General features: G+C 63.3%; 25 protein-coding genes. 14 read left to right on the top strand and 11 right to left on the bottom strand.

Annotated elements, in window-relative coordinates:
- Positions 1 to 33: 33 nt before the first annotated feature.
- Positions 34 to 1,647, top strand: a complete 1,614-nt coding sequence (locus ABWK72_RS06825; RefSeq protein WP_367874038.1) for a GDSL-type esterase/lipase family protein — start codon at positions 34 to 36, stop codon at positions 1,645 to 1,647.
- Between the two features lie 254 nt (positions 1,648 to 1,901).
- Here the strand turns inward: ABWK72_RS06825 and nusB are convergent, their stop codons facing one another.
- The 6 genes from nusB to nspC all read right to left on the bottom strand — a co-directional run bounded on the left by nusB (position 1,902) and on the right by nspC (position 7,540).
- A complete protein-coding gene (nusB, locus tag ABWK72_RS06820; protein ID WP_367874037.1) occupies positions 1,902 to 2,795 on the bottom strand; it encodes a transcription antitermination factor NusB in 894 nt (297 codons plus the stop codon).
- Complete coding sequence (gene ribH, locus ABWK72_RS06815; protein ID WP_367874036.1) at positions 2,788 to 3,252, bottom strand: 6,7-dimethyl-8-ribityllumazine synthase; 465 nt, start codon at positions 3,250 to 3,252, stop codon at positions 2,788 to 2,790. The genes nusB and ribH overlap by 8 nt, the downstream gene beginning before the upstream one ends.
- A gap of 189 nt (positions 3,253 to 3,441) precedes the next feature.
- Positions 3,442 to 4,317: a YicC/YloC family endoribonuclease gene (locus ABWK72_RS06810; RefSeq protein WP_367874035.1), complete on the bottom strand. Its 876-nt coding sequence runs from the start codon at positions 4,315 to 4,317 to the stop codon at positions 3,442 to 3,444.
- Between the two features lie 137 nt (positions 4,318 to 4,454).
- Complete coding sequence (locus tag ABWK72_RS06805) at positions 4,455 to 5,387, bottom strand: IS110 family transposase (protein ID WP_367871649.1); 933 nt, start codon at positions 5,385 to 5,387, stop codon at positions 4,455 to 4,457.
- Positions 5,388 to 5,852: 465 nt separating this feature from the next.
- A complete protein-coding gene (locus ABWK72_RS06800) occupies positions 5,853 to 6,236 on the bottom strand; it encodes a hypothetical protein (protein WP_367874034.1) in 384 nt (127 codons plus the stop codon).
- 95 nt (positions 6,237 to 6,331) lie between these two features.
- On the bottom strand, positions 6,332 to 7,540 hold the full coding sequence (gene nspC, locus ABWK72_RS06795; protein ID WP_367874033.1) for a carboxynorspermidine decarboxylase: 1,209 nt from the start codon (positions 7,538 to 7,540) through the stop codon (positions 6,332 to 6,334).
- A gap of 206 nt (positions 7,541 to 7,746) precedes the next feature.
- Between nspC and ABWK72_RS06790 the strand changes: the two genes are divergently transcribed.
- Positions 7,747 to 8,652, top strand: a complete 906-nt coding sequence (locus ABWK72_RS06790; RefSeq protein ID WP_367874032.1) for a malate dehydrogenase — start codon at positions 7,747 to 7,749, stop codon at positions 8,650 to 8,652.
- Between the two features lie 253 nt (positions 8,653 to 8,905).
- Here the strand turns inward: ABWK72_RS06790 and ABWK72_RS06785 are convergent, their stop codons facing one another.
- From ABWK72_RS06785 to ABWK72_RS06775, 3 genes are read right to left on the bottom strand one after another with little or no spacing between them, the layout of a single operon-like run.
- On the bottom strand, positions 8,906 to 9,142 hold the full coding sequence (locus tag ABWK72_RS06785) for a hypothetical protein (RefSeq protein WP_367874031.1): 237 nt from the start codon (positions 9,140 to 9,142) through the stop codon (positions 8,906 to 8,908).
- Between the two features lie 4 nt (positions 9,143 to 9,146).
- On the bottom strand, positions 9,147 to 9,752 hold the full coding sequence (locus ABWK72_RS06780; protein WP_367874030.1) for a hypothetical protein: 606 nt from the start codon (positions 9,750 to 9,752) through the stop codon (positions 9,147 to 9,149).
- A gap of 10 nt (positions 9,753 to 9,762) precedes the next feature.
- Positions 9,763 to 10,590 (bottom strand): hypothetical protein, encoded by an 828-nt coding sequence (locus ABWK72_RS06775; protein ID WP_367874029.1) that lies wholly within the window; start codon positions 10,588 to 10,590, stop codon positions 9,763 to 9,765.
- Positions 10,591 to 10,724: 134 nt separating this feature from the next.
- On the opposite strand from ABWK72_RS06775, the gene ABWK72_RS06770 reads away from it, so the two are divergent.
- The 4 genes from ABWK72_RS06770 to ABWK72_RS06755 all read left to right on the top strand — a co-directional run bounded on the left by ABWK72_RS06770 (position 10,725) and on the right by ABWK72_RS06755 (position 13,036).
- A complete protein-coding gene (locus tag ABWK72_RS06770; protein ID WP_367874028.1) occupies positions 10,725 to 11,093 on the top strand; it encodes a BlaI/MecI/CopY family transcriptional regulator in 369 nt (122 codons plus the stop codon).
- Between the two features lie 19 nt (positions 11,094 to 11,112).
- A complete protein-coding gene (locus ABWK72_RS06765) occupies positions 11,113 to 11,481 on the top strand; it encodes a hypothetical protein (protein ID WP_367874027.1) in 369 nt (122 codons plus the stop codon).
- 4 nt (positions 11,482 to 11,485) lie between these two features.
- Positions 11,486 to 12,391, top strand: coding sequence for a M56 family metallopeptidase (locus tag ABWK72_RS06760; RefSeq protein WP_367874026.1), 906 nt, complete (start codon positions 11,486 to 11,488; stop codon positions 12,389 to 12,391).
- A 405-nt stretch (positions 12,392 to 12,796) separates the two neighbouring features.
- Positions 12,797 to 13,036: a hypothetical protein gene (locus tag ABWK72_RS06755; RefSeq protein ID WP_367874025.1), complete on the top strand. Its 240-nt coding sequence runs from the start codon at positions 12,797 to 12,799 to the stop codon at positions 13,034 to 13,036.
- A 169-nt stretch (positions 13,037 to 13,205) separates the two neighbouring features.
- Here ABWK72_RS06755 and ABWK72_RS06750 read toward each other — a convergent pair whose 3' ends face one another.
- Positions 13,206 to 14,069, bottom strand: a complete 864-nt coding sequence (locus ABWK72_RS06750) for a transglutaminase family protein (RefSeq protein ID WP_367874024.1) — start codon at positions 14,067 to 14,069, stop codon at positions 13,206 to 13,208.
- 168 nt (positions 14,070 to 14,237) lie between these two features.
- Here ABWK72_RS06750 and ABWK72_RS06745 point away from each other — a divergent pair, with 168 nt between their 5' ends.
- From ABWK72_RS06745 to ABWK72_RS06710, 8 genes are all read left to right on the top strand, one after another.
- On the top strand, positions 14,238 to 15,500 hold the full coding sequence (locus ABWK72_RS06745) for a tyrosine-type recombinase/integrase (protein ID WP_367874023.1): 1,263 nt from the start codon (positions 14,238 to 14,240) through the stop codon (positions 15,498 to 15,500).
- Complete coding sequence (locus ABWK72_RS06740) at positions 15,497 to 16,456, top strand: hypothetical protein (protein ID WP_367874022.1); 960 nt, start codon at positions 15,497 to 15,499, stop codon at positions 16,454 to 16,456. The genes ABWK72_RS06745 and ABWK72_RS06740 overlap by 4 nt, the downstream gene beginning before the upstream one ends.
- A gap of 484 nt (positions 16,457 to 16,940) precedes the next feature.
- The gene (locus ABWK72_RS06735; RefSeq protein ID WP_367874021.1) at positions 16,941 to 17,522 is read left to right on the top strand and encodes a hypothetical protein; all 582 of its coding nucleotides are present in this window, start codon (positions 16,941 to 16,943) and stop codon (positions 17,520 to 17,522) included.
- Positions 17,523 to 17,525: 3 nt separating this feature from the next.
- Positions 17,526 to 17,933 (top strand): hypothetical protein, encoded by a 408-nt coding sequence (locus ABWK72_RS06730; protein ID WP_367874020.1) that lies wholly within the window; start codon positions 17,526 to 17,528, stop codon positions 17,931 to 17,933.
- On the top strand, positions 17,930 to 18,325 hold the full coding sequence (locus ABWK72_RS06725) for a hypothetical protein (RefSeq protein ID WP_367874019.1): 396 nt from the start codon (positions 17,930 to 17,932) through the stop codon (positions 18,323 to 18,325). The genes ABWK72_RS06730 and ABWK72_RS06725 overlap by 4 nt, the downstream gene beginning before the upstream one ends.
- Before the next feature lie 191 nt (positions 18,326 to 18,516).
- Entirely contained in the window at positions 18,517 to 19,497 is a 981-nt protein-coding gene (locus ABWK72_RS06720) for a toprim domain-containing protein (RefSeq protein ID WP_367874018.1), read from the top strand.
- Positions 19,494 to 20,660 carry an AAA family ATPase gene (locus ABWK72_RS06715; protein WP_367874017.1) on the top strand — a complete coding sequence of 389 codons (1,167 nt, stop codon included), beginning with the start codon at positions 19,494 to 19,496 and terminating at the stop codon, positions 20,658 to 20,660. The genes ABWK72_RS06720 and ABWK72_RS06715 overlap by 4 nt, the downstream gene beginning before the upstream one ends.
- Positions 20,661 to 20,781: 121 nt before the next feature.
- On the top strand, positions 20,782 to 21,033 hold the full coding sequence (locus tag ABWK72_RS06710) for a hypothetical protein (protein ID WP_367874016.1): 252 nt from the start codon (positions 20,782 to 20,784) through the stop codon (positions 21,031 to 21,033).
- Positions 21,034 to 21,411: 378 nt separating this feature from the next.
- On the opposite strand, the gene ABWK72_RS06705 is transcribed toward ABWK72_RS06710, so the two are convergent.
- The gene (locus tag ABWK72_RS06705) at positions 21,412 to 21,756 is read right to left on the bottom strand and encodes a hypothetical protein (protein WP_367874015.1); all 345 of its coding nucleotides are present in this window, start codon (positions 21,754 to 21,756) and stop codon (positions 21,412 to 21,414) included.
- Positions 21,757 to 21,859: the final 103 nt, after the last annotated feature.

The following is a 21,859-nucleotide window of genomic DNA, read 5'->3' as shown; positions in this document are numbered from 1 at the left end:
ATCCCGCCGGCTCGCACCGTCTTCCTCTCACGCATGAAACCCTGGCGGCTGCTTCTTGTCCTGCTCTTCACCACGCTTGCCCGCGCGGCCGAGACCCGTGTCCTGTTCCTGGGCGACAGCATCACCCACGACGGCCGGTGGGCGGCGTGGATGGAGTCGGCGCTGCGCAATGACCCGGCCTACGCGGAGGCCGATTTCCTGAATGTAGGCCTCGGTAGCGAGACAGCCTCCGGACTCTCGGAGCCCGGGCATGCCGGCGGCAAGTTCCCGCGCCCCTGCATCCACGAGCGGCTCGCCCGCGTCCTCGAAGGGTGCAAGCCCACCCTGGTCATCGCCTGCTATGGCATGAACGACGGCATTTATGCGCCGCTCGATGAGACCCGCCTGGATGCCTACCGCAAGGGCATGGCAAAGCTGAAGGAGGAGGTCGAAAAGACCTCCGCACGGATCATCTTCGTCACGCCTCCGCTCCACAACGCGGACCAGCCGCTCTCCGATGCCGCCCGCTACGACACGGTGCTGGACGCCCAAGGCGCGTGGCTCACCGGCAACCGCGCCCAGGGCTGGCAGGTCGTGGACATCCGCCCTGATCTCCGTGCTGCCGTGGCCGCGGCGAAGCAGAAGGAGCCCGCATTCATCTTCGCCAAGGACGGCGTCCATCCCGGCGCGGAAGGCCACCGCTTCATGGCCGAGGCCGTGTGCAAGGGCCTGTGGCCGGTCCTCGGTCTGAAGGATGCACCCCGCTTCACCAGCGATGAGGCCTATCCGCTCCTGCTTCGCCGGATGCAGGTCCTCCATGATGCCTACCTGACAGCGACCAAGCACACCCGACCCGGGGTGCCGGAGGGCAAGCCGGTCGATCAAGCCCGGGGAGAAGCGGGCCGCCTGCTGGAGAGTTACCGCATCGTCAATGGCGCGAAGCTTTCGGATTGGTCGGGCTACCGGCGGCTGGACTTCACCGTCGATGGCCGCGCCGCGCTGCTGGTGCTGCCGAAGGAGGCCGCCAAGGGCAAGCCATGGATCTGGCGCACCGAGTTCTTCGGCCACGAACCGCAGGGCGATATCGCGCTGCTCGGCCGCGGCTTCCATGTCGCCTACATCGACATGCAGGACATGTACGGTGCGCCGGTGTCGATGAAGCACATGGATGCCTTCTACACGCATCTCACGACCGCTCACGGCCTGGCGAAGAAGGCCGTGTTAGAAGGCTTCAGCCGCGGCGGGCTCTTCGCCTTCAATTGGGCCGCCCTGCATCCCGACCAGGTGGCCGCGATGTATGTCGATGCGCCGGTCTGCGACTTCAAGAGCTGGCCCGGTGGCAAGGGCAAGGGAACCGGATCGCCCACGGATTGGCAGAAACTGCTCAAGGCTTACGGCATGACCGAGGCCGAAGCGATCGCCTGGAACAAGAATCCCGTCGATAACCTTGCCCCGCTCGCCAAGGCCGGCATTCCCATCCTCTCGATCATCGGCGATGCCGACGAAGGCGTGCCGCCGAAGGAAAACACCGACCTCGTGGAGGAACGCTACAAGAAGCTAGGCGGCAGCATCGAGGTGATCCGCAAGCCCGGCGGGAAGCATCATCCCCACAGCCTGCCCGATCCCGCGCCGATCGTGGATTTCGTGGTGAAGGCGGTGGGGATGTAACTTCTTACCTACGATCCTATCGTGTCCTCCCCAGTGGCAGCCCCACTGGGAGCGCCGCGGCACCGCCCGGCAGAGTGGTCCCCGGATGCCATCCCGCTCAATCGGCTCGCAGCATCGCAGCGGCGCTTTCCATTCAATCGCCGTAGCGTGTCTTGCCGTCAGGGACCGTTCTGCCGGGCGGTGCCGCGGCGCTCCCAGTAGGGCCGTCCGTTGGCGGCTGCTCCGGGGTTGTCGGGACCACGAAAAGCCCCCCCTTACGATGCCGCCTGCTTCGCGATCTTATCCAGGATCCCGTTCACGAACCTGCCGGAATCCGTCGTCCCGAAACGCTTCGCCAGCTCGATCGCCTCATCGATCGCCACGGGCGCGGGGACTTCCGGCGAATGCAGGATCTCCCAGGTTGCCAGGCGCAGGATCGCGCGGTCCACCGGATCGATCCGCTCCGGCGAGAAGTTCTCAACCACCGCGGCGAGGCGTTCGTCGATGCCTTCCTTCTCGCGCTGGACTGCTGCCACCAGTGAATCGGTCTCGCGGCGCAGCGCTGCGATGGATTCCTTCGACTCCCGCAGCTTCGCGAGATCGACTTGATCGGGAAATTTCTCCGGTTCTTCGATCATCCGGATCCGCTCGGAGATCCGTGCGAGTCGGCGGATGCTGCCGGCCACCGGCTCCATCTGGGCTCGCAGGCCGGGGATGTCATCGAGCGCGTTCAGGAAGCGCTTGCGAGCCGCATCCAAATCGCGATCGATCCGGAAGAGCCCGGCCAGCACCGGCTCGAAGCGCTCGCTGAAAGTGTCGTCATCGCCATCCCGCGGGATTCGCGAGAGCTCGATCATCGCGACGCTCCACTTGTTTTCGTGATCGGCGATATTCTGTAGCACCATCGCGGTCCGCTCCAGGTCCGGGCGGGCTTTCAGGGTCGCGAGCGTCAGCGGCACCCGCTCTTGGAATTCCTTCAAGCGCGCCTCCCGGCCGAGGCTCAGGTGGTGCAGGGTCTTCCACGTCGCCTGCAGCAGGGCACGACGGTCGGACTCCGTGATGAATTGCCAGAACGGCTCACGCAGGGATGCGGGGTCGGCCCCGCCTTCGAGGTCGGCGCAGTAGAGGAACTGCACGACCGCCTCGCGGATTTGGCGGCGACTAGGCATTGCGGGAAATGACGCGCGGCATCGACCGCTCGATCTCGTTGAAGATATCCACCATCGAGGCAGCGATCCGTGCTGCCTCGCGGCCGCGGTTCAGGTTCGAGCCGATGCACCGTGCATAGGCCTGCTTCTCATCCTCCACCAGCAGCACCTCGTGGACGATCGGCAGCTTGTAGCGGATGGAAAGCTCTTGAAGGGAAAGGGTGACCGAGTTCCCGATCATGTCGGCATGGGCCGTCGCGCCCTTCACGATCACCCCCAGGGCGATCACGCAGGCCGGCAGGTTCTCGCCGCGGTCCAGGATATTGGCGATGGTCACCGGGATCTCGAAGGCCCCGGGCACGCGGATGATATCCACACGCGTCTGGGGCATCAGCTCGCCCAGCTCCGCCACCGCGTTGTCCACCAGCGCGTCCGCGAATTGCTCGTTGTACTTCGACGCGACGATGCAGACGCGCACGCGCGGTCCGATAATCCGGGGTTTGGGTGGTAGCGCCGAGGACATGAACGCGGTATGGCCGCGGGTGGCGGAAATGTCAACCGGGGTCAGACCGGAGAATCCAGAGACCAGAGGCAAGAAGCAAGAGACCCGGCACATCTTCGGGCTCCGGCCTGCTCCTCTGGATTCTGGACTCCGGCCTCTTTTCTCTTATTCAACGTTTTGCACCTGCTCCCGGATCTTCTCCAGCTCCGTCTTCGCCTCCACCACGTGCTGCGCGATCACCGCGTCGCTGGCCTTCGAGCCGATGGTATTGAACTCGCGGTGAATCTCCTGACACAGGAAATCCAGCGGTCTGCCCGCCGGTTCCTTGCCTGTCATGTACTCGCGGAAGCGCCGGAAATGCGCGTCCAACCGGGTGATCTCCTCGGAAATATCGCAGCGGTCGGCGAAGACTACCAACTCCCGCAGCACCCGCTCGTCGGTCAATTCCAGCTCCAGGCCGGCATCCCGCAAACGCTTGAGCAACTGTTCCTTGTAACGCTCCGGACGCCCCGGGGCGAGCATGCCGATCGCCGCCGCGACCTTCTCCAGCAGCACCAGCCGGGTGAAAAGATCCCGGCCCAGATCGTCGCCCTCCGCATGGCGCATCGCCAGCACCTGCTCGATCGCCACCTCCAGCGCCGGCTCGATCGCCGGCCACGCCGTTTCCGCGTCCAGGCCGCTGTCCTCGATCCGGATCACCCCTTGCACCCGTAGGAAATCCGCGGCCTCCGCCGTCACCCGGCGGCCGGTCTGCTCGGAAATCAGGTCGAAGGCGCCCTCCAGCGCCGCCACCAGCCGCGAATCGACGCTGACCGGCGAGCCCGAGGTCCCGGAGCGCTCGAATTGGATGCTCACCTGGATCCGCCCGCGGGAAATGGTCGTCAGCACCGCCTTCCGCACCTTCGCCTCCAATTCCAACAGCTCGCGCGGTGCCTGCACCACCACCTCCGCCTGCTTGCGGTTCACGCAGGCAATCTCGACCGTCGCCGTTCCTTCATCCGTCGTCGCCGAGCCTCGCCCGAATCCCGTCATGGAATGCATGCCCGGAGCTTGGGGCGTTGCGCGATGGGTGAGAAATGAAAAATGGGTCTCCGTCCGGTTTGGTGAGGAGAGGCAGTCACGAATGGACGCGGATCAAGACACCGCGGTTCTGGAGTTTGGACCGAGCAGTGGTGTTTTCAGGCAAGGGTAAAATCCGGGTCGGCGAGAAGTTTGTTTAGTATGGTGATCATTTTGCGCATGACGGCGGTGAGCGCGACTTTGGCGGGCTTGCCGGCTTGTAGGAGACGTTGGTAAAAGGCTTTCAGGACGGTGTTGGAGTGCGAGGCCGACACCGCCGCCATGTAGAGGACCTTGCGCACCGCCCCCCTGCCGGCTTGGATCTTGCGCTTGCCGCAGGTGGCGCCGCTGTCCTTGGGATGAGGGACGACGCCCGCGAGACAGGCCACGGTCTTGTCGGGCAAGATGCCGAGTTCGGGGAGGTAGGCCAGCAGGGTGTGGGCGAGGACGGGACCTGCCCCCTTGAGCTGGCGGAGCCGTGCGGACTTGGCGGCAAGCACGGGCGAGGCCGCGACGTGGGCGGCGATACCGGCATCGGCCTGGTCGAGCAGGCGCTGTGTCGCGCGGCGCAGCTTGGTGAGGGTTTTGCGAAGGAAGCCCTCGGCGAGCTCGAGGCGGTTGCCGGTATCGGTGATGAGGTCGACGAGGACGCGCCGTGCTTCGAGCATCTGGCGCAGCACGACGGCCGCGGGATCGGGAGCCACCAGGGCCGGGGGCCGGTGAGTGTCGGCGTAGCTTGCGATGAGGCGGGCATCGATGCGGTCGGTCTTGGCGAGGATGCCTCCGGAGAGCGCGAAATAGCGGACGCGGGCGGGCATGACGACCGATACGGGGATCCCGCGTTGGAGGGCGGTGGCGGCCAACAGCTTCTGGTAGCCAGCGGTGGACTCGCAGACGAGGTGGGGAGCTTCCACGCCGGCGATGGCGGTGAAGAGGTCGTCCAGCCCGCGGGCGGAATTGGCGACCTGCAGGTGGGCTTGGCCGGGGATGTGGACGTCGAGGCGTGCCTTTGACACGTCGATGCCGATGTGGGTAGGTGTATTGCGGTTCATGTCTCAATCTTGCGATGCGGGTTCAAAGACCCATTCAGTGGTTCGAGCATTGAACCGGGAGCGGAAACGAACGGCCATGAGCTCGGTCACGGACTCGAAGGTCCTGGATGGATTCGGCCTGGACGTTTCCGCCGCGGGCGGGGGAGGCCACCCCCGCCCGCGTTCTCCCGGGGCGGCCGCAATGGGATCACACGAGATGGTCCCTGGCGATCCGCCGCGGGTGGCTTCCTCCGACGAGCTTCGTTCCGGCCCATTCTCGGAAGCCACCCGCGGCGGATCCGGGGTCAATAGCGGCATTTCCAAACATACAGGATGGATAGGATGGATGGGATAATAAGAAGGGCAGGGAATTGGCGTTTTGGATTTCTGGCTCTATCCCATTCATCCTATCCATCCTGGTCCAGATCGGCTGTTTGATCCACGGCGCCTATCTGTGGTCTTCAGCCCGCCGTAGCGCATGCGCGCTCATGGCGAATTCACCCGCGCTTCACCGCCTTGGTCACGGTCGTGGATGATCGCTTCCAATTCGGTGATTCGTTCGGACTCGGAGCTACGCCGCATGAGGTGCAACAGTAGCCCGCCGAGGAAGAGAAGTTGGGCGACGATATTTCCCGTAAAGTAGATCCACATATGGAACTCGAAATCCGGGCTGGATCCGATCAGCCGCCGTCCGAAGGTGGCGAAGAGGGTGATCGCGGGAGAAAGAATCGCCCCGGCCAAGACCATCCAAGCCGCCGCGGTCCGCTGCCGGAGGACGATCACTGCAATCCAAATCGCGAGGGTCGCGAAGGCCACCTGAGCGGCGATGGAAAGCATGCTGAGGAAGGCGTAATTCGAGCTAAAGGACATGGGGACAGAGGAGGGTTATTGATTGCCGGATACGAGCACCAAGTCGGGTCTGTGGCTCGTGGTCGGCAGATCGTTCCATCCGATGCGGTGCTGCTTCAACTCAGCCGGTCCCGGAAATCCGCATACCCGAACTCGCGGATCGTCTCCAGCCTGCCATCCTCGTGCTGGAGGACGATGGACGGGTGGGGCACGCCGTTGAAGATCGTCGTCTTCACCATGGTGTAATGCGCCATGTCATCGAAGACGAGGATATCGCCAACCTTCAGCGGGCGTCGGAAAGCGAAGTCGCCGGTGACATCGCCAGCCAGGCAAGTCGGGCCGCCGAGGCGGTAAAGATGCGGGCCGTCTTCCAAGGCGACATGATAGGACTCGCCGGGGAGGGTGACGGCGGGGCTGGGTGGCGATTCCTGCGGACTAAAGTCCGCGCTTCCGGGCTCCACGAGGAACACCTCCGGACGATACGGCATCTCTAGTACATCCGGCATGTGGGCGGTGGCGGAGATGTCCAGGATCGCGAGCTTGTGGCCGGCGGATTCGAAGACATCGATGACTTCGGAGCGCAGCACGCCGGTGTGGATCGCACCCGCTTCGCCCGGTTCCAACCAGACCTCCACGCCGTATTTTTCCCGGGTCTCCTTGACCAGGCGGATCAGGCGCTCGCGGTCGTAGAAGGGCTTGGTGATCCAGTGGCCACCGCCCATGTTCAGGTAGCTGAATTGCGGCGAGCGCAGCAGGTGGCCGAATTTCTCATCCACGGCGGCCAGCGTCTTTTCGAGATCGTCGGAGTTCTGCTCGCAGAGGGTGTGGAAGTGCAGGCCGGAAAGGCCGCTGAGATCGACGCCTTCGAGCTGGTCCGCGGTGATGCCGAGCCGCGAGCCGGGCACGCAGGGATCGTAGAGCGGGGTGTGGCCGGTCGAGCACTCTGGATTCACCCGCAGGCCGCAGTGCAGCTCCCCGGAAATGAAGCGCGGGTGCGCCATCACGATTTCTCGGAAGCGGAACCACTGCGACAGGGAGTTGAAGTCGAGGTGGTGGGTGAATTCGCAGAGCTGGCGGATCTCGTCCTCCTGATAGGCGGGCGAGTAGGTGACCACGTGCTTGCCGAAGTAATCGCGGGCCAGCAGCGCTTCCCACAGCCCGGAGGCGCAGCAGCCATCGAGATACTCCCGGATATAGGGGAATGCCTTCCAGCAGGAGAAGCCCTTCAGCGCGAGCACGATCCGGCAGCCCGCGGCATCGGCGGTTTCGCGGAGGATGGCGGCATTGCGCCGGAGCGCGGCGATGGAAATGACGAAGGAAGCCACCGGGGAAGAAGGAAGTCCCAGGTGAGAAGTGCCAAGTGCCAATTTTGGGGAAGTTCCAAGGGAAAAGGACCAAGTGCCAAGAAAGGCAGAAAAGCCGGAACCTGCGGTAGCAGACTCCAATATGGAACTTGGCACTTCTTACTTGGAGCTTCTCCCAATTGGCACTCGGTCCTTCTCACTTGGCACTTCCTGCTTTAGCTGGCCGCGTGAAAGTCACGATCGTCGGTCCGGGAAATGTGGGAATGGTGCTGGCCTACACGCTGATGCTGCGCGGCGCGGCGCGGGAGATCGTGCTCGTCGGCGCGAACCGGACGAAGGCGGAAGGTGAGGCAATGGACCTGATGCACGCGCAGGCCTTCCTGCAGGTACCGGTGAGCGTGAGGGCAGGGGACCTCGCCGATTGCGCGGGCAGCGAGGTGGTGGCGATGTGCGCCTCCGTGCCGACACCGGAGGGCCTCACCAGCCGGAATTCGCTGGCGCACGGCAATGTCGCCCTGATGCGCGAAATGCTGCCGCGGATCGCCGCGCTCGCGCCCGAGACCAAGCTGGTGATGGTCTCGAACCCGGTGGACGTCCTCACCTGGCAGGCGCTGGAACTCACCGGATTTCCGAAAGAGCGGGTCATGGGCACCGGGACCCTGGTCGATTCGATTCGCTTCCGCGAGATGTTGTCCGCACTGCTCGGGATTCATCCGGACGACCTGCGCGCCTACATCCTCGGCGAGCATGGTGAGCATCAGTTCCCGGCGATGAGCGTGGCCCAGGCGGGTGGGGAGAAGATCGACGATACCCCCGAGCGCCGCGCGCTCTGCGACAAGGCGGCGCACGCGGGAATCGAGGTCTTCCGCAAGAAGCGCAATACCTGCTACGCGATCGGCCAGGCGGCGGCTTATATCATCGAGTCGATCTTGCTGGACGAGCGGCGGACCGTGCCCCTGAGCGTCAAGATCGACGGCTTCCTGGGAGTGGAGGGCGTGTGCCTGAGCCTGCCGGTGGTAGTCGGGAAGCGCGGGATCGAGCGGATCCTGCATCCGGATTTGAATGCCGTGGAGTCGGAGCAATTCCGGACGGCGGCGGAGGCTGTTAGGAAAGTGATCGCGGATGTTTGTTGAGGGATTCACGGGCCCGGCGGCGGAGTCTCGCAGCGGGCCCTTGAAAGGACGGCTCTACCGCTGGGAGCGCGGAGCCTCCGGCCCGCAGGATGGTCCCTTGTTGCCCGGCCATTCACGCGGTCCGTATAGATACCGCCGTCGCTTTGGCGCATGCCTGGCCAGCACCCGAGCCCTCTTGGACCGCTCTGCGGGCCAGTGGCTCCGCCCTCCCGGCGGAGGAGCCTTCCTTTGTTTTCGACCTTCCTAGGCAAGACTACTCACCACCGATCACAGGCAGCGTCGGCCCATCCGAACGGCTCACCAAGCTGCCCTCCAAATCGACGGAGTCGTCGCCAAGCCCGATCTCCCATGAAGCCACCCGCAAAGCCGGCAGCACGGCCTGCTCCTGCTTGGTCGCCAGCATCGGCTCGCGGCAGGCACCCCACACCATCAGGACGGCGCCCAGCGCCAGGCAGATCCGGCCGCAGGAAAAGTCATCGATAAGGTTCATCGTCTTATTCCGATTGGATCGTCTTCTTGAAATACCACGACTTCGGCGGGCTGAAACTCTGCGAGGGCGCGACCTCGTGGAGGTCCTTCTTCAGCCGCCTGAGGCCGGCCGCCTTCACTTGCTTCCAGCAGGCCATGAAGGCGAGGTGCTGCGGCTTGGGATTGGTGTTGATCCCGTAGCCCGGCATCTCGACCTCGTCCCAGTAGAGCATCTGCTTCTTGCCGTCGACCGAGGCGATCAGGCAATGCACCGGTGCATCGGGCACCAGGTAGCAGTTGCCCTTCAACTCGAAGATTCCGGAACCGTTCACCTGGTTCTTGAGCGTGGCCACTTGCTCCGCGGTGATGGTGCCGGAGCGCAGGCCGCTGCCGCCCTTCTCCGGATCCTTCGCGCAGAGCACGCGGCCGTCTTCCCAGATGGCGAAGCGGAGCTCCTTCTGCATGGTCGCGCCCACCCGCATCCCGTGGCTATCGACCCAGAGCGCGAGCAGCGGCGGCTTATCCTTCGGATCGGGCAGGGTGCCGGGATCTGCCGCCCGTAGTGCCGGGGCACAGGAAGCCCATGCCATCGCCGCCAGGCAGAGGATGCCAAATTCACGTCGCGTTTTCATATATCTCAGCTCAAGGAGCGGTGGCGAATGGATCGGCATCGAGGCGGTTGTTCACCTCGCGCGGCATCCAGGTCCAGGGATCCACGCCTTGCTCGGCGAAGACCGCCATGCCGATGACGCCGACGTTGCGGTGCTCGCCGGTCTTCAGGTTGCTATACGAGCCCGCCACCGTGGAGAACTTGAAGCGTGCCACCGTGTCCGGGCTGGTACGCCAGCCTTTCACTTCCAAGGTCTCACCGGCAGCGATCACGTAGCCGCGCTTGGACAGCGCCGCCTTCTTGCCATCGATCACGTCGAGGCCGTCCACGCTCAGCACCACTTCCAGGCGGCTCTTGCAGCGGTTCTTCAGCACGATCGAGTAGCTGGAGTCCCGATCGCCCACGACGAAGCGCCGCGCGCCCCAGCTATAAGTCTTGTAGGTCGGCAGGTAGCTGAAGCCGCCCTTCACGCCCCACTCGATCATCTCCCCGGCGGCCGTTTCCATGCCGTCCATCTTGCGCTTCGAGCCGGTCATCGCCTCGATGCCTTCCTTGTCGTTGTAGAAGACCAGTCCCGCGCCGGCTGGCTTTGAAGAGGCACGGACGAAGGACTGGCGGTTCCAGGGAGAGTTCTCGGATTCCCCGAAGGCGGTGGCGAGACCCGGGCGCTCTTCGGCGGCCTTGCCGCGCGTCTCGACTTCGGGTTTCGCGGCGCGCGCCGGGCCGTTCGCGGGCATCATGTCTCCAAAAGCAGGACTGGCCGCTTTTTGAGCGGCTTCCCCGGCAGTGAAGTTGGGCGCGCAGCCGGTCAGCCAGATCGCCGCACTGGCCGCGCCTGCCAGGAGGAGTTGTTTTCGCATGGGGAGAGCCATCGTCTTCATCGTGAATTTCATGGTGCTGGAAAAACAGCATGTGAGCCTGCCCGCGTCAACGCCAAATGCTGTTTTAGTAACATTTCAATTGCGGCTTTTCCAGCAAAGTGTATTTCAGGGGCATGAGCAATGCGGAAGCACTGGCACGGCGCGAGCGGCAGGTCATGGATATTCTTTACAGAATGGGGGAAGCGACGGCCCAGGAAGTGATGGACCAGATGGCGGATCCGCCGACCTACTCCGCGGTACGGGCCCTGTTGGCGACCATGATCGAGAAGAGCCTGCTGTCCTTCCGGAAGGATTCGCGGCGCTACGTCTATCGCCCCGCGGTGCCGGAGAAGAAGGCGAAACGCTCCGCGCTCAAGTCGCTCCTCTCCACCTTCTTCGAAGGCAAGCCGGAGAACCTCGTCGCCGCCCTGCTGGATCCCAAGGACCAGCAGCTCAGCACCGACGAGATCGAAAAGATCCGCAAGCTGATCGATCAGCCGTAAAACCCGCCTAGCCCGAGCCATGAAGCTGGTGATTCAGGCCTCATTGCTGACCCTTTCCGTGTTGGCCTGTGGTTGCGGAACCATTCACAGGCTTCCCGGGCACCACCGGAGCAATGAGCTTTCACCGCCTCCCGTAACCATGAAGAGCGGGGAGAAGCGGCTCATGGTCACGACCGGACTCGAGCGATTCGTCATCGCGGCTTCCCCCGCTCTTCGTCTTAGGTCGGACGATCCCAGCATTGCAGGAATTGGCGGACTTCCGGGATCAAATTGGTCGGCATGGTTGGTGGCGGGGAAGCCGGGAACCACGCGGGTCTACTACCACGCGTTCGACAAATCGACCGACAACAAGGGGTTTCAATTGACCGTTCTGGAATCCAAACCGTGATCCCATGCTGATTCCCGCCATCGCCTTCTCCCTAACTGCCGCCGTCTTCGTCTGGTGGGCGGGCCGCCGCGACCACGCGCAGGACCCGCGGCTCACCTTGCTTGCGCTGGCGCTGCTGCTGGTCTTCCCGCTGCTCTTTTTCCTACCGAAATGGGAAGTGCTGCCGCATCCCACGGAAGCGGTCGAGGTGCCGCAGGAGCTGTGGAAATGGCTGCCTTGGATCTGGGCCGGCGGGGTCGCGCTGGCTTCGGTGCGGCTGTTGGTGGCGCTCTCGATCCTCAACCGCTGGCGCGGCGATTCCGAGCGCATCGGTGTGCGGGAATCCGGGGATCTGATCGCCGACGTGCGCATTCTCAAGCATCACCCCGGGCCGGTGGCTGCAGGGATCTTCAAGCCGGTGATCTTCGTGCCGGAGGAGTGGCACTCCTGGCCGCCGGAGACCCAGGAGGCGGTGCTGGCGCATGAGATGAAGCACCACCAGCGCCGCGATCCCCTGATGCGCGCGATCGCCTCGTCGGCCTGCACGCTGCATTGGTTCAATCCGCTGGTATGGTGGATGGCAAAGCGGCTCGGCGAACAATGCGAGTTCGCCTGCGATGAAGCCCTGCTGGCAGAGGGCATGAAGGCGGACCGCTATGCCAACGTGCTCTGCGACCTCGCCGCGGCGAAGCATTCACCTGCCACCGCCCTGGCGATGGCGCACGAGAGCGGACTCGAGGCACGGGTGAAGCGGATGTTCTCCAAGGTGCCGACGAGTCCCCGGTGGGTGGTTGGCTCCTTGATCCTGCTCACGATGCTCACGGCCCTCGGCCTGGTCATGATCAAGCGCGCCGAGCCACCCGCGAAACCGGCGATCCCGCTTGAGGAGATCCGCACGCGGCTGGACGCGAATCCGTTCCCGGGGGAGTGAGGATCGAGGGTCGCCATGGACAGCGGCAGCAGGCTCTGCCCTTACCCGTATCTTTTCGTGGTGCTCCAAGGACGGCTCTTCCGCTGGGAGCGCGGAGCCACCGGCCCGCAGAGTGGTCCAGACCGCTTCGAGTGCAGGAAAAGCAATGCAGCAAAGCGACGGCGCTATCCGCACTTGCTGCGTGAATTTGCCGGGCCGCAAGGGTCGCTTCTGCGGGCCGGTGGCTCCGCGCTCCCAGCGGTAGAGCCGCCCGTTCCATCGCCACTTTTCCACTCCGCGCATTCCGCGTCGGCATTGGCAGATAGTGCGGCGTAAATTTACTCGACCGCGGGCGAATCGGGACAACGCTGTTGCCAGCCGATGAGTTCGAACGCTTGGAGAAAGATACGGACCATTGGCATCCTCGTGTTGATCTTTGCAGGATCGTTCGCCGTGTGGGCGCACTTCGCCCGCAAGGGGCAGGCAGCCAAGCAAGTCATCCTGGATGCCAAGGCACAGGAAGAATTGGACAAGCGCTATCCCGTGAAGGGCCGCCGGTCCAAGGAGCGGGTGGCACCTCTGCCGCCGCCGGTGGATGGCCCGGGCTTGAATCCGGATGCTCTGCCCGAGCGTCCGCGGATACGGATCCGCAGGGCGGAGGAGTGAGGGAGGCGTCCCCCGAAACGGTACGGCACCCGTCCCCCGAAACGGGGTCGGGGGTGGTGCCCCGAACGGCACGCCACCCGTAGCCCCGAACGGCACGCAAAGGTTATCCCATTAAGGTAACCCCCATAAGGTACTCCCCTGAAGGTGTGGCGGCAGCTTTTCCCTCTCCTTAGAAAGGCGCCTTCACCAGAGTCGCAAGCAGCTCTTCCATGAGCTCGGCATCTTCGGTCTCGCCGCGCACGGACCAGGCAGTGGCGAGTTCCTCCACGACACGCACCAGCAGCTCACCCGGAGAAGTGGCGCGGGTGGCGATCATCCGGACCTCACGCGGATAGCGGCGCATGCGGTGCGCCAGGTCATCCGGCAGCACGCGGCGGCCTTTCACGTGCGGCTCGCTGAGCACGACATTGCCCTCGTCGTGATATCGGCACAGGAAGGATTGGGGGAGCATCAGCCCGTCCACATCGATATCCAGACGCCGCGCGACCAGGAGGAATAGGATGCCCAGGCCGACGGCATTCGAAGGATGGCCCGCCAGGACATGGGCAAGGTCATAATTATCCGGATCGTCCTCGTCGCCCTGCCCGGTGCCGAAGCGGCCGTTTTCAAACAAGACGCGGTTGAGTCCCGCCGCGCCTTCCTCATGGGCGACGGCTTCGACTTCCTCCGCCAGCAGGTCGAGCGCATCGGCCAGCGGCTGGCGCAGGCTCACGCCATCATGAAGATAATCGGAGAGACTGCGGAGCAGCGCCTCGAATTGTTCCCAGTCGTCCTGGACCGCGGCGGCACCGCCGGCGGGGACGATCCATTCGCGGCGCAGGCGTTCGCGGCGTGCGGGAAGGAGCAGGAGGGAGAGCAGTTCGAGCGAGTTCTCGTCGAGCTTGATCTGCGATTCGCCCAGCAACTCGCTGACATCGCCGCCAAAGGCCGCGAGGGCGGTTTCGACCGAGGCGCGGACCGGGGGTGAATCGTCGTCGAGCAGCCTCAGCAATACGGCCAGGCGTTCCGGTGAGGTGTCGGTCCCGTGAGTCACTACTAGAAAGGGGAATGGTGCGCGATACTGGGATCGAACCAGTGAAAGCAACCTAGTGGTTGAAAGGGCTAGGAAAACTAAGGGTTGCGTCACCCGAAAAGCAGTAAAAGCTCGCAAAAGCAGCAAGATTAGGGGACGCTTTGGGGGACAAAAAAACCACCTCCGACCATGGCCAGCTTACGCAAACGCAAGGGATCTTCGGTTTACCAGTGTCAGTATTACGTGCCGCTGCCATCTGGCGGATTGAAGCAGGTAAGAGAGACGACCGGCAAGACCAACCGCAAGGAGGCGATGCAAGTAGCCGTCGAGAAGGAGCGCACAGCGCAGGCGGCCATCGCGCCGGGCACCGACAAGGCGCAGCTTGCCAAGGGCGTTTTTGCCCGCGTTGTCTCGGAGATCGAGCGCGGCACGTTCACCTCCTTGTCCGCCCGGAAATATCTCACCGAGATGCTGTCCATCGCGACCGGCGAGGACATGCCAGCGTTCGGGGTAGAAGGCTGGTTGAAGGAGTGGCTGCGCCGAAAGGGCCGCGACAGCACCGAGGCAACGATGAAGCGCTACACCAACAGCGTGGACTCGTTTCTGACATTCTTGGGCGACAGCCGGAAATCCAATCCGCTGGAGTCCGTCACCATGGCGCTGGTGCGGCAATGGAGAGAGGGGTTGCAGGATGAAGGTCGCACCGGCAAGACGACGAACAAATACGTGAAGGATCTTGGGGCCGCTTTCCGCGCCGCGATCCGTGAAGGGCTTGTGGTCTCTAACCCGTGCGCCTCCCTCGACCCGCTGGGCACCGAGGACAGCATGGACAGGAAGCCGTTCACCATCGCCGAGGTTGTCTCCCTGATGGAGTTCGCGCCGACTCCCGAGTGGAGCGGTCTGATTCTAGCCGCCGCCTTCACCGGGCTGCGCCTGGGCGATGCGGCCCGGCTCTCGTGGTCAGCAATCGACCTTGCGGCAAAAACGATCACCCTCGTTCCCAGCAAGACCAAGCGAAAGAAGCGCGAAGTCCGTATCCCGATCCAGCCGGACTTGCTGGTCTATCTTGAGTCCCTGAGCATCGAGGACGACAGCCCGGACGCTCCGGTCTTCCCGAAGCTGTCCAAGCTGCCGGTGAGCAGCGGCACGGGCCTTTCCGAAACATTCGTGAAGATCATGAAGGCCGCGGGAGTGGATCGCGGCAAGGCTTCACGTGAAGCGCTGGCGGAGGGTGAAAAGCGCGTGGGTAAGATCGTCTATGAGCGCGGGTTTCATTCGCTGCGCCATACCTTCACGAGTTGGCTGCGCACGGCTGGTGTCGCCGAGGAAGACCGCATGGCGCTCACCGGCCACAGCACCCGCGAGTCCCACGCGATCTATTCCCACACCGACGCCGAGGTGCTGAAAAAGGCAATCGCGAAGCTTCCATCCCTCGCCCCGTCCGACACGTGAAGAAGAAAGAAGCCACGCCCAAAGCCAACCTACCGACCCAAGCCGAACTTGCCTTGCTCGCCGCGGCGATACAGGAGATGGACGACCCCCGCAGGAAGGTGCAGCGAGCGATCCAATTGTGGCAGGCCGCTGGCGAATTTCTTTCGCATGAACCCTACCGGGCGCGCATGCGCCGCGCGCAACACCTGCGCAGTATCAGGCGCATAAATGCCGCAACGAAAAAACAAGCCGAGGTAGAAGCTGAGCGAGCAAAAGACCCGCATAGATTGCTTGGCATTGCTACTGGAGGGAAAGTTTTCGCCGCCGATTTCCTTTTGCATATGCTGCCAGATGAGGAGCAGAAAGACGATGGGTCGCCGGAGGGCGCAGATAACAAGGTCCGGGTTTATGCGGAAGAGGCGGCATTCACGCCGGGGAGCCTGGGGCCTGATGAACCAGAGAAGGAAGACGACAACTCAAGCAAGCCGCTTCCGCCGTGGACCGCTCCCCGGCGCAAAAAGATGCTGGAATGGTTCATGCGAGGAAAGAAGGCCCGCTACTCAGAAGAGGGCAATTCAAGCCTTGATGAGTGGGCGGCACTGAATCCCGGCAAGGAACTGACGACCGAGGATCTTGTGGAACTTCTCGCCCGAGAAAAGGGGCCAGAGTGGGAACCGCGATATGAGGATGGCGAGAAGCTGCTAGATGAATTCTGGAATTCCGGCTTGGTGGTCGAGCAGGTGATGGGATTCGCCGATGAGTTTTCGGACTTCGCCTTTGGCAACCGTCCCGTGATGAATCGGGATCTATCAATGCTTGCCGTGAAGGCCAAGAGGGACAAGGCGGGAGCAGCCAATCCACAGGAGGGAGAATGCCCCGCTTGCGGTCACAGACTCAGGAACGGGAAGTGCGATTGCGCCTTTCGGGAGGAGACGGGTCACGCGGTGATCCGCAAGAAGCGGAAGCCTCAAGAGTGATCCTCCTGATTTTCCTGAATTTTGTGCTTGGAGCAACGGAAGCGCCCAGTGGCCCACCTCAACCATAACGGAATCAGGATTGTTTCCGGGTGTGAGTTCTACGGAATTCGCCATGGCCATCGGACTGGCTCAACGGATTGCGCCGCCAAGGCCGGAAAAGGCTAACGGACGGTCCGGGCACCCTCGATCCGAGGGGTGAATCCGATGTATAATAGGAGGGCATGGCTAACGTCCATGCAACCACAGAGCCCCTTGATTCCGCCGAATGGATCAGGGAGAAGCACCTAACCAGAAACTTCGGCATCGGGCGGTCTCCCGCCAAACGTCTGCGGGAAGAGAAGCGCATCCGCTTCGTAAGTCTCCGCGAGCCGGGCATGAAGCAAGGCACCCTGCTTTATCATGTCGGCAGTGTCCGTGAATATCTCGCCAAGAAGGAAAGCGAGAAAGCCACCACCGGCACCACCACCAAGTCAGGAGGTGCGAAGTGAGCAGCGCGGCAGATCAAAACCCGCCAGCGGATCTTATCGCCTCGATCCGCAGCCGCGTGGAACTGGAAAAGGCCATGGACACGCAGAGCCGACGCAACCAGCGCGACGGTGCTGCCGAAGTGGCGAAGCTCCAAGAGATCCTGGGCGATCCGGGATTCGAGGAGTGGGCGAACTCCTACGGTGACGACGCCACGGTGCTAAGCGGATGGACGGCGATTGCCCGGATGGACGACGCCACACTGGACGCGGCGGCTTCACGAGGCCGGGCCGCGATGGCGGAACTGGTCTTCTACGAGAACGGCAACCACGAGCCCGAGGAGCTGCTGAACTACCTGCACAGGAAGATCACCGGCACGCTGCTTAATGCCTACGAGGACGCGAAGAAAGCCGGGCGCCTGCTGGTGCAGGTTTCGGAGCATGTCCCCGGCGGCACCCTCCCCGATTGGCTGGTGGAGCACTTCGACGGCAGCGCCGAGGAAGCGGCGATTTTTCTGCACGCCCACTCCATGACCCCGGCGCAGTTCTCGGTCCGCATGGCGGCGCTGGGAGCCGAGGGACAAACCCCGAACCAAGCCTAACCAATGAATCTAACAATTGGAGAACTGGCGGGCCGCGCCAGCCGTGATTACCAGCTCGCAATCCACGAGCCCGACCCCGAGCGCCGGAACAACCTGCTAGGCGACACCGGCGGATGGCTTTTCACCGCCAGGGAACTGCACTTTGAATCGGACGAGGAATGGCTTGGCTGGATTCAGGAACGCGGCCTAGTTCGCGCCGATCACCTGCTGCCATGCTTCCGCATCGCCACCCGCATGCAGGGAGACATCGCCGGGGCTATCTCGGCACTCGTGAACCTGCTCGGTGATGCAACGGGACTCTCCGGCTGCACCGACGAGGAGATGAAGGCGGCGGAAGCCACGATGGGCAAGATAGCCGAGAAGCAGGGGGAACTGCTGGCCGGATTCACCAACGCAAGCTGCCGACCATGAGCGCACCCGAGACGTTAGCACGGCGGGCGGCTCTCGACTTGGAGCGGTCGCTTTCAACTCACGACCCCGAGCGAGCCACAGCCCGCAGGATCTACGCCGGGCACTGGCTGGTGATCCTGCGACGGCACGGGATGGTCCCATACAAGCAGTGGAATCGCTGGTTGAAGGAGACCACCGGCATGGGCGGCGAGGAAGCGCGGCAGCTCATGAGCGAGTTCAACTCGTGGCAGAACGCCAACCGCTTCGAGTCAGCCGCCCTCAAGTTCACGTTCCGGGAGCTGACGATCACGGGATGGAAGCCCGAGCCCGGCGACAGCAACGAATTCACCGAGGCCATGCAGACGGCCATCGAAACCTTAACGGAAAATCTCGCAACAACCTATGAAGAGTAACCCAAGCGAGGGCCGCGCCCCGGACAGGCGCGGACCCTCTGGACTGGATCAACGGACGGCAGAATCTACCCACGGCACCGGCGGCACACAAGCCCCGATGGATTGGCCGGAGTGGCACCCTGCACAGGAGCGAAGCGAAGGCGAGGTGGCGCGGTTGCTCCGCGTTCTCGACTCATTGGAAAGGGGGCCACATGACCAGTAATCCCCCGGATGTGTTTTCCGAAATCAACGCGATCCAGATTGCCGACCTTTGGCGCATGCTGGGCCTGCCCGGCGATCCGAAGCAGCACGGTAACATGTGCAGCCCCTTCCATCCCGACCGGAGCCCGAGCTTCAGCATTCACGGCGGCGGGCTGAAGTGGAAGGACCACAGCGGCGAGCATGAAGACGGCGGAGACGGGGTGCAATTCGTTGCCAAGGCCCTCGACTGCGATCATGCGGAGGTGCGGCGCTGGTATCTTGAGCGGCACGGTCTGAACGTTCTGGATGGCCAGCAATCCCGGCCACGACCACGACCAGCACCACAGGCACCAGCGCCTCCCAAGGTGATCGAGTGGCCAGCACTGCTTGAGGAAGGCACACCACAGTCATGGAAGGAGTTTGCGGACCTTCGCGGCCTGCGATTCCCCACCGTGCATGTGATGGTTCATTCCGGCCTGCTGCGCTTCCTGACGGTGGACGGCGCGAAGTGTTGGTGCGTCCTCGATCCCTCCCACCGTTGCGCCGAGATCCGCCGCATGGACGGGCAGCTATTCGGGAAGTCGAAAGCCTTTCCCCTCCGCGGGGTCGATAAGTCTTGGCCGGTGGGTCTCGATTACCTGAGCGATGCACCGCCGGACGCCGGGGTGCTGATCGCCGAGGGCGCGAGCGACTTCCTCAGCGCCATGGACCTTTATGTCCGCTTCCGCCGGAGTGGCGGCAAGGAAAGGTGGATGCCCACCAGCATGCTAGGTGCGGCTTGTAAGCAGCTCCACCCCGAGGCGGAGCGGATCATCCGGCGTCGGCCTGTGCGGCTGGTCCCTGATGCGGACCCGGCAGGCGATGCGATGGGCATTCACTGGCGCGATGTGCTGCTAGGGATGGGATGCCGAGTGGACACGATAAAGCTGCCGAGGGGGAAAGACCTCTCCGATGTGGCCGGACAAATTCAACCTTCAAAACTGTTTTCATGAGCGGACACACAGCAGAACCACCGGAGGCCCCGGAAATCGAGATCGAGATGGAGACCGCGGAACCGCCGCCGAGTTCGATCGTGCGCGGCTTCCTGAGCTTCCCCACCGACCCGCCGCCGGAAAGCGTGCTGGCTGGCAACGCATGGCTCCGAATCGGGGATGTGATATTCTTCAATTCGTCGGCAGGCTCCGGCAAGTCGGTGGGAGCCGTGCAGATGGCTTTGGCCTGGGCCTTGGGGTTGCCATATTTCGGCATCCGGCCAGCTCGACCGCTGCGAGTCCTCCACTTTGTCGGTGAGGACGACGAAAGCACCTTGGGCCAGTGTCGCGAAGGATTGCTCGACAACTCGGTGGCGATCTTCGGCAGGGAGCTGCTGCGGGAGGAGCTTGGAAAGCTGGACGAGATGGTCCGCACCGAGTTCGCCCGGCTCTACACCGGTGACGCCTTCATTGCCCACCTCGACCACCTGCTGACCGAGGAGCCCGCGGATCTTGTCATCATCAATCCGCTGCTCTCTTACATCGGCGGCGAGATCGTGGCCAATGCCAGCCGCTTCCTCCGCGACGGGCTGATGCCGATGCTTCAGAAGCACAACTGCGCGGCGATGGTCGCTCACCATACACCGAAGCTTGCCAAGGATAGCTGGGAGAACATGGACCCGGTTTATTCCGGCACCGGCGGCGGTGAAGTCGCCAACGCCCCGCGGGCACTCCTGGTGCTGATGCCGACCAAGGTTGCCGACCTGCACGTGCTGCGGTCAGCAAAGCGGAAGACGACCGGCTGGAAGGACGATGACGACAAATTCACGGACCACGCTTTCTTCCGCCGCACGGACAACCCACAGCGCCCCGCATGGCTGCCGGTGGGCCACGATGAGGCCGCGGACCTTATCGCCGGTTGCAGCGGCCCCGAGCAGGGCAAGAAGCGCAAGGCCGGTCCCGAAGCGGTGGTGGCAGCGGTCGCGAGTGGAGCCATGGAGCGGCAGGCGCTCTTGGAGGAGATCCAGCGGACTTGCAAATGCTCCGACCGGCCAGCGAAGGACGCATTGAAGGAGGCGCGGGAATTGAAAGTGGTCGAGACCTTCGAGAAACCCAACCCGAGAGGCGGCAAAGCAATCCTGTGGGTCTGTCTCCCTGAACAAAAAGCCCAATGGGTAGCATGAGCCTACCCCTTGAAAATACCCATTGCTCCCCATTGCTGCCGGACAAGGGGTAGGGTAGTGCCGTATTAGTATAATACGGCCTACCCCTACCCATTGGACGCACGGGGTAATCACCGAATCCATGGACGGAATTGAAAGCACCACGCTGGAGTTAGGACCGAATCAGAGCGCCAAGCTCTCTGCCGTCGCGAACGACTGGCCGAGCGTATTCATTGTTGCCTGCCGCGAGTCAGCACCGGGAGATCCCACCCGATGGCGATTGCATCTCGTGAAGGCGGATGTGAAGACAGCAACGGATGCCCTCGATGTGATAGCAGGGAAGGCGACGGCCAAGAGGACGCGGCAGAAGGCGATTGCAGAAAGTGATGCCTGAGAACCGGTCCGCCTCCCCCTCCGCTCGACCACAACGTGCAGGCGCGCGTAGCCGCCCCTTGACGGTCAACTTTTCGTGATATTCGGTGACGCGGTGATCCCGGATAGGGGACAAAGTAGAGGACAAGCGACCCGCTGTCCCTGCTGGTGCCCATGTTATCACGTTGAAATGCAGTAAGTTGCGAAGTATGGAAGGCCCGCTGGGATGGAACACAACTTTCCCACCCGATAACATCGACCCGACCTTTCGGAGCGATTAACATTCGCAACTTGTTGAAGGTAAGGCACACCTAGGGGGGAGGGGGTCGAGGGAGCGGGCAGGCTGCACGGCGGACCGGTCAGGAGGGTCCGGTAAAAAATTGCAACCGGGGCGATCCTCCTACGCCGACCATGGCGGACCAAGCCTAACATCCTGCTGGACCAGCCACCCGTTGCGCTCAAGGAGCCACAAAAGTTCCTTTTCGGTTTTTCCCCTCAGCACGGGGTCGGCTGACGCCTCGACTTTCTTCCCACCGGCCCGCACATCGGCCAGGGCTTTGCGAAGGAACTGCTCCACCCGTGGATCGCTCTCAGGAATCCACCGCCCGCGGGCCGTCTTGAACTCCCGCGGCATGTCCAGACTGAGGACGCTAATCTTGTGCTCCCCATGCTCCGGATGCTCGACCAAAGCGGACATCAGGTCGCCGATCCGACGGATGAGCTTCACGCGATCCCGGCTTTTCATCGGGCCCGAATCATTTTCCAGCCACGCGAAACCGCACTCGAAGCTCTGCATTCGCCACCGCTCTCCCCAGTTGTTCACGCGAACAGCATAACGGAGGCGTCAA

Origin of the sequence: Luteolibacter sp. Populi (genome assembly GCF_040801775.1) — a bacterium.
In the GTDB taxonomy this organism is placed as follows: Bacteria; Verrucomicrobiota; Verrucomicrobiia; order Verrucomicrobiales; family Akkermansiaceae; genus Haloferula.
The sequence above is the reverse complement of the archived record's forward strand: the minus strand, read 5'-3'. Positions and strand labels throughout refer to the sequence as shown.

Excerpts from the sequence above, each read along its gene's own strand:
- ABWK72_RS06810 (WP_367874035.1), bottom strand. The coding sequence starts at position 4,317 with ATGCATTCCATGACGGGATTCGGGCGAGGCTCGGCGACGACGGATGAA.
- ABWK72_RS06725 (WP_367874019.1), top strand. The coding sequence starts at position 17,930 with ATGAGCGCACCCGAGACGTTAGCACGGCGGGCGGCTCTCGACTTGGAG.
- ABWK72_RS06805 (WP_367871649.1), bottom strand. The coding sequence starts at position 5,387 with ATGAACCGCAATACACCTACCCACATCGGCATCGACGTGTCAAAGGCA.
- ABWK72_RS06745 (WP_367874023.1), top strand. The coding sequence starts at position 14,238 with ATGGCCAGCTTACGCAAACGCAAGGGATCTTCGGTTTACCAGTGTCAG.
- ABWK72_RS06770 (WP_367874028.1), top strand. The coding sequence starts at position 10,725 with ATGAGCAATGCGGAAGCACTGGCACGGCGCGAGCGGCAGGTCATGGAT.
- ABWK72_RS06705 (WP_367874015.1), bottom strand. The coding sequence starts at position 21,756 with ATGAAAAGCCGGGATCGCGTGAAGCTCATCCGTCGGATCGGCGACCTG.
- ABWK72_RS06765 (WP_367874027.1), top strand. The coding sequence starts at position 11,113 with ATGAAGCTGGTGATTCAGGCCTCATTGCTGACCCTTTCCGTGTTGGCC.
- ABWK72_RS06720 (WP_367874018.1), top strand. The coding sequence starts at position 18,517 with ATGACCAGTAATCCCCCGGATGTGTTTTCCGAAATCAACGCGATCCAG.
- ABWK72_RS06710 (WP_367874016.1), top strand. The coding sequence starts at position 20,782 with ATGGACGGAATTGAAAGCACCACGCTGGAGTTAGGACCGAATCAGAGC.
- ABWK72_RS06780 (WP_367874030.1), bottom strand. The coding sequence starts at position 9,752 with ATGAAAACGCGACGTGAATTTGGCATCCTCTGCCTGGCGGCGATGGCA.
- ABWK72_RS06825 (WP_367874038.1), top strand. The coding sequence starts at position 34 with ATGAAACCCTGGCGGCTGCTTCTTGTCCTGCTCTTCACCACGCTTGCC.
- ABWK72_RS06785 (WP_367874031.1), bottom strand. The coding sequence starts at position 9,142 with ATGAACCTTATCGATGACTTTTCCTGCGGCCGGATCTGCCTGGCGCTG.
- ABWK72_RS06760 (WP_367874026.1), top strand. The coding sequence starts at position 11,486 with ATGCTGATTCCCGCCATCGCCTTCTCCCTAACTGCCGCCGTCTTCGTC.
- nusB (WP_367874037.1), bottom strand. The coding sequence starts at position 2,795 with ATGCCTAGTCGCCGCCAAATCCGCGAGGCGGTCGTGCAGTTCCTCTAC.
- ABWK72_RS06775 (WP_367874029.1), bottom strand. The coding sequence starts at position 10,590 with ATGCGAAAACAACTCCTCCTGGCAGGCGCGGCCAGTGCGGCGATCTGG.
- ABWK72_RS06715 (WP_367874017.1), top strand. The coding sequence starts at position 19,494 with ATGAGCGGACACACAGCAGAACCACCGGAGGCCCCGGAAATCGAGATC.
- ABWK72_RS06800 (WP_367874034.1), bottom strand. The coding sequence starts at position 6,236 with ATGTCCTTTAGCTCGAATTACGCCTTCCTCAGCATGCTTTCCATCGCC.
- ABWK72_RS06730 (WP_367874020.1), top strand. The coding sequence starts at position 17,526 with ATGAATCTAACAATTGGAGAACTGGCGGGCCGCGCCAGCCGTGATTAC.